Here is a 9954-nt window from a genome sequence, read left to right as displayed (position 1 = left end):
CTTAAAATAAAAAATCCGGAAAACAAAACATGTATTAAATTATTATAATTATCTAATTATTGTATTAACTTATTCTTAATAACTAAAAAGATCTCCAGGATGCTTTTCCGGTGTTTCGGAAACTTTCTCACTTGCTTCAATTTCTCTGAATTCCCAAAGAAAAGGAATTCATGCCTCTTTAGCTGAAACTACTTTAACTCCCGGCTGCTTCATTAAGTTTTCAGTTAAAGCAATTTCTTGGTAAACTTTTATGCTTTTATAGAAAAGTAAATTATCCTTAATTTTAGCAAATGGGGTTATTAATTCAAGGAAAAATTTATATCTTTTTTGATTTAAGATTAATCATCAGTATTGATATGTCTGCAGGAGAAACTCCTGCTATTCTTGATGCCTGACCAAGTGTTTCGGGCTTGAAAAAATTTAATTTTTCCTGTGCACTGAAAGTCAGGCCGGACACATTATGGTAGTCTATATTGGAAGGAAGGGTGATTTTATCAATCGAGCTATATTTCTTGTTTTCTTCCATCTGCTTGATTATATATCCTTCATATTTAATATTAATCTCCGCCTGCTGCAAAACTTCTGAACTAAAATTAACATCATCAAGCTGAAAATATTTAAGAAGCCCCAGGATTTTAATCTCTGGCCTTTTCAACAAATCATATAATCTTACAGGGCTCTCAATATCGGATGTACCTATTTCAGCAAATATTCTGCTTGTTTCTTTACCCGGTTTGGCAAATCTGCTTTTTAAAAGATTTGTAAGCTTTTCAATATTTTTTATCTTTGATAATACTTTTTTATAATTTTTGGTACTTATTAAGCCAATTGAATAACCATATCCGGCAAGCCTGATATCTGCATTGTCGGCTCTTAAAAGAAGTCTTTGCTCAGCACGGGAAGTATACATTCTATAAGGTTCAACCAATTCTTTTGTAAGAAGATCATCAATAAGAACGCCTATATAGCTTTCCTCTCTTTTTGGAATAAATGGCGGTTTCCCCATAAGTTTTAAAGACGCATTGGCACCGGCAACAAAACCCTGAACTCCTGCTTCTTCATAGCCGCTGGTACCATTGATCTGTCCTGCGAAATATAAATTCTCTATGGATTTTGATTCAAGCGTAAGATTCAGCTGATTGGGATAAATATAATCATATTCTACTGCATACCCGGGTCTTATTATTCTTGCACTTTCAAGCCCTGTGACTGAATTTACAATCATCTTCTGAACTTCTACAGGCATACTTGTTGTGAGCCCCTGAAGGTATACTTCATTGGTGTTCCTGCCTTCAGGTTCTATGAAAACGGGGTGCTTTATTTTTTCAGGAAAGTTAATGACCTTTCTGTCTATTGAAGGACAGTGTCTGGGCCCATGTGTATTGATTATGCCTGACTTAATAGGAGATTTATTTATATTTGCCAATACAACTTCGTGAGTTTTTTTATTTGTATAAGTCAGAAAACTTGAAATTTTTGACTTATTCCGAGATTTTTTCCAGAATGAAAAGCAGATATTGTCTTCTCCGGGCTGCTCTGTCATTTTATTAAAATCAATAGTTCTGCTGTCTATTCTTGGTGGGGTTGCAGTTTGGTATCTATCTGTTTTCATTCCAATAGCATTAAGGCTTGAAGTTAGTCTTGCTGATGGATATTCCCCCATTCTGCCTGCCGGATACTCCTTGTCTCCTATTATTATTCTTCCTCTTAAAAAAGTACCCGTAGCTATCACAAGAGAATTACATAAAAAGGCAGAGCCTTCTTCTGTCTCAACTCCGGAAATTTTTAAATCTTTTAATAATATTTTTCTTACAATCCCCTGTCTTAAAGTCAGATTCTCAGTTCCGGTTATTATGTTTTTCATTAAAATTTCATATTCTTTTTTATCAATTTGTGCTCGTTTTGACTGTACGGCAGGCCCCTTGTTGATGTTAAGCGTTTTTATCTGTATAAAAGTCTCGTCCGCAACTTTAGGCATTTCTCCGCCAAGAGCATCCAGCTCTGCAATAAGCTGGCTCTTCCCCACTCCGCCAATAGATGGATTGCAGGGCATTAAAGCTATTTTATCCAGATTTATTGTAAGTAATAAAGTTTTGAGACCAAGTCTGGCGGTTACTAAAGCAGCTTCACAGCCTGCATGACCGGCACCTACAACTATTACATCAAAACTCTTCATTTTTCTTAATAATATCTCCCATGTTCCACGTGAAACATCTATTTAAGAAACTGATTATTTCATATTAATCAGTTTCTTTTTATAAAACTTATTAATAATTTCTGCCGCCGACAAAATACCCTGATATACTATTTCTGCATATCCTCCTGTTCCGTTTATCTCTCCCGGGAAATATAGCTTACTGTAAATTTTTGATTCATAATTATTTGTAAGTTGATTGGCTTTAACTCCGTCATATTCAATCATATAGGAAGGTCGGGTCAGGATAACTCTCTCAAGGCAATATATCTGATTTATTATTTGCTCCTGCAATGGTTCTTCTTTAACACTTATAAAATTTTCAATAGTATATTCTTGTGTTTCAAAACTTTCAGGATACAGCATAAATATTTCCGGATATTTATTTTCTTTTGCTGTATTTATATATTTTTTATAAATATTGTCAGCTCCGTTTTTGTAAATATCATTTAACTCATTTTTATAAAATGTACTTAATGCAAATTTTCTATTTTTTTTATTTGCGGGGCTTGCAAATTCCTTATTTATTATTTTTTCATATTTTTCTATATTTTTTCCATCTATGCGCGCAGGCACATAAACACTTTTTCTTTCAAAAGCAATGCCTGCCTCCTTAAGATTCTCTGCCAGGCTGACCGAAGATATCTCTCCGTGTCTTCCGGCCTTTATTTTATTTTCTCCGAAAAAAGTTAATCCGTTTAAAAAAGTTCCACAGGATATTATAAGAAACTCAGACACATATTCTTCACCATCATTTAGCAAAACTTCAAAATTACCTTTTTCCTTAATTTTTATTTTCTTTACAAGGCCCTGTCTTGTGTCAATATTTTTCCGGGTTTCCAAAAAATACTTATAGTTTAATGAAAATCTTTTTCTGTCTATTATACAGGCATCATACCCCTTATTCTCTGTTCTTTTATGAAGAATGGCTGATCTTTTAATATTTTTAGCAAAAAACCCTTCAACCCTGTTTATTCTTTCAATTGTCTCCCCCGCAATATCTTTTATTACATTTTCGTACTTGATATATCCGGGATTATCCATGCTTATGTTTATAATCAGTGTTTTTATGTTGTATTTTGATATTAAAGCAGCGGATTCTGAGCCGCATAATCCTGCCCCTACTATGATTACATCATATTCATTTTTATTTGTTTCACGTGAAACATTCGCCATTTTTCAATACCCTGCAATTTTTTGTCGTAATTATTTTCCAATACAAAATTTGCTAAATATTTTATTTAATATCTCTTCGGCAGTATTTTCACCGGTAATTTCTGCTATTTTATTATTTGCAGACTTAAGGTCTGTTATTATGTATTCTTCAGAATAGTTCATTTCAATTGTTTTAATTGCATTTTCAATATCCACCAATGAATCTTCCAGCAGAATTCTCTGTCTTTTATTTACTATTATCTTTTCTTCATATAAAAATTCATTACTGCCTATAGCCATTTTCTTTATTTTCTCAACTACTGCATTTATTCCAATTTTTTCTTTTGCCGATATCTTTATTATTTCCTCTGAAATATTTTTATTTAATTTTTCTATTTCAGCCTTTCTCTTTAAATCAATTTTATTTAATAGAATTATTCTTTTTGATCCGCTTGTAATTTTTAACAGCTCTATATCTTCTTCAGTTAATTTTTTTGAATTATCAAAAATAACTATTACCATATCCGCATTTTTAATTTCTTCCCTGCTTCTTTTTACACCTATTTTTTCAATAATATTCTTTGAATCTCTTATGCCTGCCGTATCCTTAAATATAATAGGAACTCCGTCAAAATTTACCGTTTCCTCTATCACATCTCTTGTGGTGCCCGGTATGTGTGTTACGATTGACTTGTCTTTTCCTGCCAGAATATTTAGCAGGCTGGATTTTCCAACATTTGGCTTCCCTGTAATTGCAATTTTTATTCCTTCTTTGATAATTTCAGATTTCTTCTCATTTGCTATCAGCTCTTTTATTTCTTCTTTTATGTTTTCTGTTTCTTTTAGAGCTTTGCTTATTGGTATGGTCTCCAGATCTTCCTCAACAAAATCAATCCCCGCTTCCAGTTCAGAAATTATGTCTGTTATCCTATCGCGTATTTCTCTTATTTTTTTTCCCGAATTTCCTGAAAGATTATTTGCAGCAATTTTCAGGCTTGCGATATTTTTCGCATTTATTATATCAACTACAGCTTCAGCCTGACTAAGATCGATTCTCCCGTTCAGGAAAGCCCTTTTTGTAAATTCCCCGGGCTCAGCTATTCTTGCTCCGTTCTTTAATAAAACATCCATTATTTTATTTACAGACGCTATTCCTCCATGACAGTTGATCTCAACAACATCTTCCCTCGTATATGACTTCGGACCCTTCATAACAGATACTATTGCTTCATCTATTATCTCCTCTTTTTCATCATATACTTTCCCGTATGTAATATTATAAGTATTAATATCCTTTATTTTTTTATTGCTCTCTGCCCTAAAAATACTGTCAGCTATTTCTATTGCTCTTTCGCCGCTAAGCTTGATTATATTAATTGCAGAATCACCTGCTTTTGTAGCCAATGCCACTATTGTATCTTTTTCATACATCTTCTTTTCTCCGTTTGGCAAAAAAAATGGCGCTCGAGGCGCCTTTTTTATTTTTCCTTTAAGGGGTATATAATTATGCGCCTGTACGGCTCTTTGTTTTTGCTCCTTGTCTCCACTTCTTTGTTTTCAGATAAAACATCGTGTATTATTTTTCTTTCATGGGACGGCATTGGCTTCAATATTATTTTCTTCTGTTCCTTTACAACTTTTCCAGCCATTTTTAATGCCATGTTTTTTATAGTTTCATACTTCTTTTTCTTATAATCTTTTATATCTATTGTTATAGCTTTTTCAGACAGATCTTTTCTTTTTATATATAGATTAAAAATATACTCAATCGCTTCCATATTCTTCCCATTTTTCCCAATTGCGATTCCCAGATCTCTGCCGTATATATTTATTTTCCCACTTTCTTCATCATATGTAACTTCAGAAACCTCGCTATCCGTTACAAGAGCAACAATCTTTTTAACAAAATTCTTAATTTTCTCAACCTTGTCTAAATTATCCCCTATGGGACACTTTTCTTCTAGTATTATATCTTCGTAGTATTCTTCTGTATCTTCATTTATATATGTTTCTTTTGTGTTATTAGATTCAAGCAATCTATCGTTTTTTTGTTCTTCTTCAAGAGATTCAACAAATTTACTTATAGCTTCTTCCATGCTTGTATTTTCAGACATTTCAACTCCTGTTTAAGCTATTTTCTTCTTTTCTTTTTCTTAGGTTTGATAATAATTTTTTCCTCGTTTTCAGATTTTGATTCAGGTTCCCCGGCAAGCCGCTTTTTACTTTCTGCCTTATCTTTTTCTTTTTTAATCATTTTGTTTACTATCCATTGCTGTCCTATAGACCATATATTCGTAGTAACCCAGTAAACCAGAATTCCTGACTGCATTCTGAAAGATATAAACCCAAAAACAAGAGGAAGCCCGTATGTCATAAGAACAGCGCTCATCCCTGTTTTTGTAGCATCGGTCTGTGTTAACCTTGACGAAATTATCATAGTAATAACCATCAATATCGGTAAAATATAAAAAGGGTCCCGACTTGTAAGGTCAAGCCACAAAAATTTATATAGTGTCTGCGCACCACCCCCAAATGCATTTATACCAAGAGCCCTCAGCATCTGAAATAATGCAAAAAATACAGGCATCTGCAAAATAAGAGGAAGGCAGCCGCTCAGCGGATTTACATTATTTTTTTTGTAAAACTCCATTGTTTCCTGCTGTATTCTCTGCTGATCACCCTTGTATTTCTGCTGTATCTCCTTGAGCTCGGGCTGGAGCATCTGCATTTTTGCCATTGATTTTGTCTGGCTGATTGTAAGCGGCAATAATATAATTCTTACAGTAATGGTAAGAAGAATTATTGCTATTCCATAGCTTGGAATCCAGTTGTAGAAAAACTCAATTATATATCCTAAAACATTCTCTATAGGCTTAAGTAAATTTGCTAGCCACCCCAAAATAACCTCCGTCTATTTTACTGGGTCATACCCGCCCTTATTAAACGGGTTACATCTTAATATTCTGTATATCGCCTTAATGCTACCTTTTATTGCTCCGTATTTTTCAATTGCCTGAACAGCATAGACCGAACAAGTCGGATAAAATCTGCAACTTGGTGGAAAAAAAGGAGATATGTGTTTTTTGTAAATACTTATAATAAAAATCAATATTTTTTTCATTCTTTATATAAGCAGAACAGGCAAAACTACTTTATTTTTCCTAATACTTTTTTTAATACTTCTGTTATGTTTAAATAGCCTGCTTCAATAACTGCTTTTCTTGCAATAAACACCATTGCAATGCCTCTGTCCGTATCATGCTTTATGTTTCTTAAAGCTTCCCTGATTCTTCTTTTTATTTTATTTCTGACAATGGCATTTCCAATTTTTTTTGTTACTATAAAACCAACTCTTATACAGTTTTTTTCTTCAGTTTTCTTTATATAGGTAAGAAAATAATTTGAGCTTATCTTTTGCCCTGTATCCAGAGTTTCTTTGAACATTCTTTTACCTTTTATGCCTTCGATCTTTATTTCATCCTCCGGCAATTATGCAGACAGTACTTTTCTACCTTTTCTTCTTCTGTTTGCTATTATTTTTCTGCCGTTTCTGGTTCTCATTCTCTGGAGAAAACCATGTTTTTTCTTCCTTTTCCTTGTATTAGGTTGGTAAGTTCTCTTCATTTTTCCTGCCTATTACTATAATAAGTTGTCATTTGTATACAAATAATACATTTTAAACTTATTATTATCAATAAGTCAACAAATCAGCACTCAAACATTTGTTCTCGTGGTTTTCATTTTTTTTCGCTTTTTTTCACATTTTTTTCTTGCTCAAGCTACTTTCTAAAATACTTTGTTAAGTTTTCAACAGGTGTATAAAAATATGTCAATAACTTTGAAAAATGCCAGTATTTACCATTTCATTTTATTTTTTTTATCTGTAATTTTATTTGATTTTATGATAACTTTTTTTATTATCAACATGTTTTTGCCTGTAGAAAGTTTTTTATTTTTGAAAAATGAAAAAATATTGTTTTTAGTGTTTTAAGATTGTGCTTTTCATTTTTTTTATTTCTATATAATTCTTTTATTTTTTTATTATGAATAATATCAGCGACATTTCTCTGGAAACTTCTGATAACAAAACAGATTTCAGTATTTTTGTAAGAATAGCAGTTTATGACAGTCTGCGAAGCCTTCCAAGAATAGTTGATCTGAGCTTTGATAATGTACCGGATTTTATAAATAAAACCACCGAAGAAGTATATGGCATGTCTCACAGCCAGGGAGGCAGGATACCCTATACCATTATAAAAGAGATAATAGAAAACCTGATTCATGCCAGTTTTAAGGAAATTATAATAACGGTGCTTAATAATGGTAACAAAATAATGATATCTGATCAGGGCCCCGGAATCTTCGATAAGGAAAAAGCAATTCTTCCGGGTTACACTTCCGCAACCTCTAAAATGAAAAAATTTATTAGAGGTGTTGGATCAGGTCTTCCGATCGTAAATGAAACCATAGCTTTTTCAGGGGGAATGCTTGATATAAAAGATAATATAAAAAACGGCACGGTTGTTACTCTCTCAATTAATACCGATACTGCTTATGAACGCGTTGATCTTTCTATAAACGAACTTCCCAAGCCGGACAAAACCGGGCCCGGCAGGGAATTACAGGAAAACATAAAGACCGGTCCTCCCGGCTCCGGTACCACAGAAAGTATTACAGGGAAAGACTTTTCAACGGCAAGAGATTCTTCGGCAAGCAGCAGGGGTACGAGTCCTGCTGTTAAGCCGGCAGATGAATATTTGTTAAAAAAACTTTCAATGAGGCAGATGAAAATTCTTTTTCTTATTCTTGAGCTTGAAGAGGTAGGACCCTCAAAAATTTCAAAAGAGCTCGGTTTTTCCGTTTCAACCTCTTTCAGGGAATTATCTTTTCTTGAAAAGGAAGGTCTTTTAAAAACCTATGCTTCAGGAAAAAAAAGGCTCTCCAAAAAAGGAGCCAAATACCTTGAATATTATTCAAATAATTTTTAATATTGGCTTATGGAAGAAAACATAAACGATCTTTGGGGCAATATATTAAACGATATAAAAAACTCGGTAAACACTCCCACATTTAAAACCTGGTTTGAAAGCATAGTACCAATATCTTTTAAAAAAAATATTTTAACTATTTCCGTATCAAGCGACTTTGCAAAAGAGTGGTTTCAAACCAGGTATAATAATATAATAAGCGATTCTGTATATAATATATTAAAACGCAGTTGTAAAATAAAAATCATAGTTGATTCGGAGATTTCCAGAAAAAATCCTGCCGGAAATACCATTGACTCCACAACATCAGGCGATGCAGACAATTTTAAATCACAGAATGTAAAAGAAAAAACCCTTAATCAGTCTTTTAATATAAAATATACTTTTGATACTTTTGTAATCGGAAGAAATAATGAATTTGCCTGTAATGCAGCAGTTGCAATTTGTGAAAATCCCGGCAAATCATATAACCCCCTTTTTATATAAGGTGGAGTGGGGCTTGGAAAAACACATCTGCTGCATGCAATCGGACAATACACCAACCAGCTTTTTCCTGATACAAGAGTAAAGTATGTTTCTGCGGAACAATTCATTACAGACTTCATAAATGCAATAAGGGACAAGAACATAATGTCTTTTAAGTCCGCTTACAGAACAAATGATGTATTATTAATAGATGATATACATTTTCTGGAACAGAAAGAAGCCAGCCAGGAAGAGTTTTTCCATACTTTTAATGCGCTTCATAACACAAACAGACAGATAGTGCTTACAAGCGATCGCGCACCCAAAGACATCTCTTCGCTTGAAGACAGGCTTCGCTCGCGTTTTGAATGGGGTCTTGTTACAGATATCACCCAGCCAGATCTGGAAACCAGAATAGCTATTCTTAAAAAATACTGTTCCAGAGAAAAAGTAGGTGTTTATATATCTGATGACATTTTTACATTAATAGCTGAAAACTTTACCTCAAACATAAGAGAGCTTGAAGGCGCTCTTACAAGAGTTATCGCATTTTCCTCACTGACAAAAACTATTCCTGATTTTGAAATAGCAAACAAAGTTCTGAAAGACATTCTCCCCGACAACAAAGAGATACTAATAACCATATCAAAAATACTTAAAGAGGTTTCAAGGTATTATTCAGTTTCCATAAATGACCTTACCAGTTCAAAAAGAAGTTCTCTTATTTCTCATGCGCGCCATGTTGCCATGTATTTATCAAGGGAACTTACAAACTCATCTCTTCCTAAAATAGGCAAAGATATCGGCAACAGGGATCATCCTACGGTAATCTATGCTGTTAACAAGATATCTACTTTATTAAAGACTGACCGCAAGGTTTATAATGAAGTACAGGAACTGACAAATAAGATTAAAAGCTCTGTATAAAAAATGTAAAGCTACTGTTTAAAAAAATTATTCCTGTTCCTGTTTAATAAAATAATAATGTTTAATAAAGTCCTGATTTTTATTTATTGATTTTTTTTAAAATAGTTTTTTGATTTTCTATACAAAAATAATCACTTTTTTAAAATAGTTTTTTGATTTTCTATACATACAATACAGGGGTTTTGGTTTTTCTCTACATTTTAAACATTTTATTAATACTATAAT

Annotated in this window: 9 protein-coding genes and 1 pseudogene; 2 read left to right on the top strand and 8 right to left on the bottom strand. The window is 33.0% G+C overall.

What is annotated here, in order from left to right; translation table 11 throughout:
- Positions 1-316: 316 nt before the first annotated feature.
- Genes mnmG through rpmH form a run of 8 tightly spaced genes read right to left on the bottom strand, consistent with a single transcriptional unit; the run spans position 317 to position 6973 of the window.
- Positions 317-2176 carry a tRNA uridine-5-carboxymethylaminomethyl(34) synthesis enzyme MnmG gene (gene mnmG / locus GXZ93_03125; GenBank protein HHT78775.1) on the bottom strand — a complete coding sequence of 620 codons (1860 nt, stop codon included), beginning with the start codon at positions 2174-2176 and terminating at the stop codon, positions 317-319.
- A 54-nt stretch (positions 2177-2230) separates the two neighbouring features.
- Entirely contained in the window at positions 2231-3370 is a 1140-nt protein-coding gene (locus GXZ93_03120; GenBank protein HHT78774.1) for an FAD-dependent oxidoreductase, read from the bottom strand.
- 30 nt (positions 3371-3400) lie between these two features.
- The gene (gene mnmE / locus GXZ93_03115; protein HHT78773.1) at positions 3401-4780 is read right to left on the bottom strand and encodes a tRNA uridine-5-carboxymethylaminomethyl(34) synthesis GTPase MnmE; all 1380 of its coding nucleotides are present in this window, start codon (positions 4778-4780) and stop codon (positions 3401-3403) included.
- Positions 4781-4827: 47 nt separating this feature from the next.
- Positions 4828-5463 (bottom strand): KH domain-containing protein, encoded by a 636-nt coding sequence (locus tag GXZ93_03110; protein HHT78772.1) that lies wholly within the window; start codon positions 5461-5463, stop codon positions 4828-4830.
- A 17-nt stretch (positions 5464-5480) separates the two neighbouring features.
- Positions 5481-6248, bottom strand: a complete 768-nt coding sequence (locus GXZ93_03105) for a YidC/Oxa1 family membrane protein insertase (protein HHT78771.1) — start codon at positions 6246-6248, stop codon at positions 5481-5483.
- Between the two features lie 12 nt (positions 6249-6260).
- Complete coding sequence (gene yidD, locus GXZ93_03100) at positions 6261-6470, bottom strand: membrane protein insertion efficiency factor YidD (GenBank protein ID HHT78770.1); 210 nt, start codon at positions 6468-6470, stop codon at positions 6261-6263.
- A gap of 26 nt (positions 6471-6496) precedes the next feature.
- Positions 6497-6793 carry a ribonuclease P protein component gene (rnpA, locus tag GXZ93_03095; GenBank protein HHT78769.1) on the bottom strand — a complete coding sequence of 99 codons (297 nt, stop codon included), beginning with the start codon at positions 6791-6793 and terminating at the stop codon, positions 6497-6499.
- Positions 6794-6838: 45 nt separating this feature from the next.
- On the bottom strand, positions 6839-6973 hold the full coding sequence (rpmH, locus tag GXZ93_03090) for a 50S ribosomal protein L34 (protein ID HHT78768.1): 135 nt from the start codon (positions 6971-6973) through the stop codon (positions 6839-6841).
- A gap of 419 nt (positions 6974-7392) precedes the next feature.
- Here rpmH and GXZ93_03085 point away from each other — a divergent pair, with 419 nt between their 5' ends.
- Both GXZ93_03085 and dnaA read left to right on the top strand, forming a co-directional pair.
- A complete protein-coding gene (locus GXZ93_03085) occupies positions 7393-8337 on the top strand; it encodes an ATP-binding protein (protein ID HHT78767.1) in 945 nt (314 codons plus the stop codon).
- Between the two features lie 9 nt (positions 8338-8346).
- A pseudogene (gene dnaA, locus GXZ93_03080) lies at positions 8347-9729 on the top strand (chromosomal replication initiator protein DnaA).
- The last annotated feature ends 225 nt before the right edge of the window (positions 9730-9954 follow it).

The organism is Actinomycetota bacterium (assembly GCA_012837825.1).
GTDB lineage: Bacteria > Actinomycetota > Humimicrobiia > Humimicrobiales > Humimicrobiaceae > Humimicrobium.
This window is presented reverse-complemented; position numbering and strand designations above follow the sequence as displayed.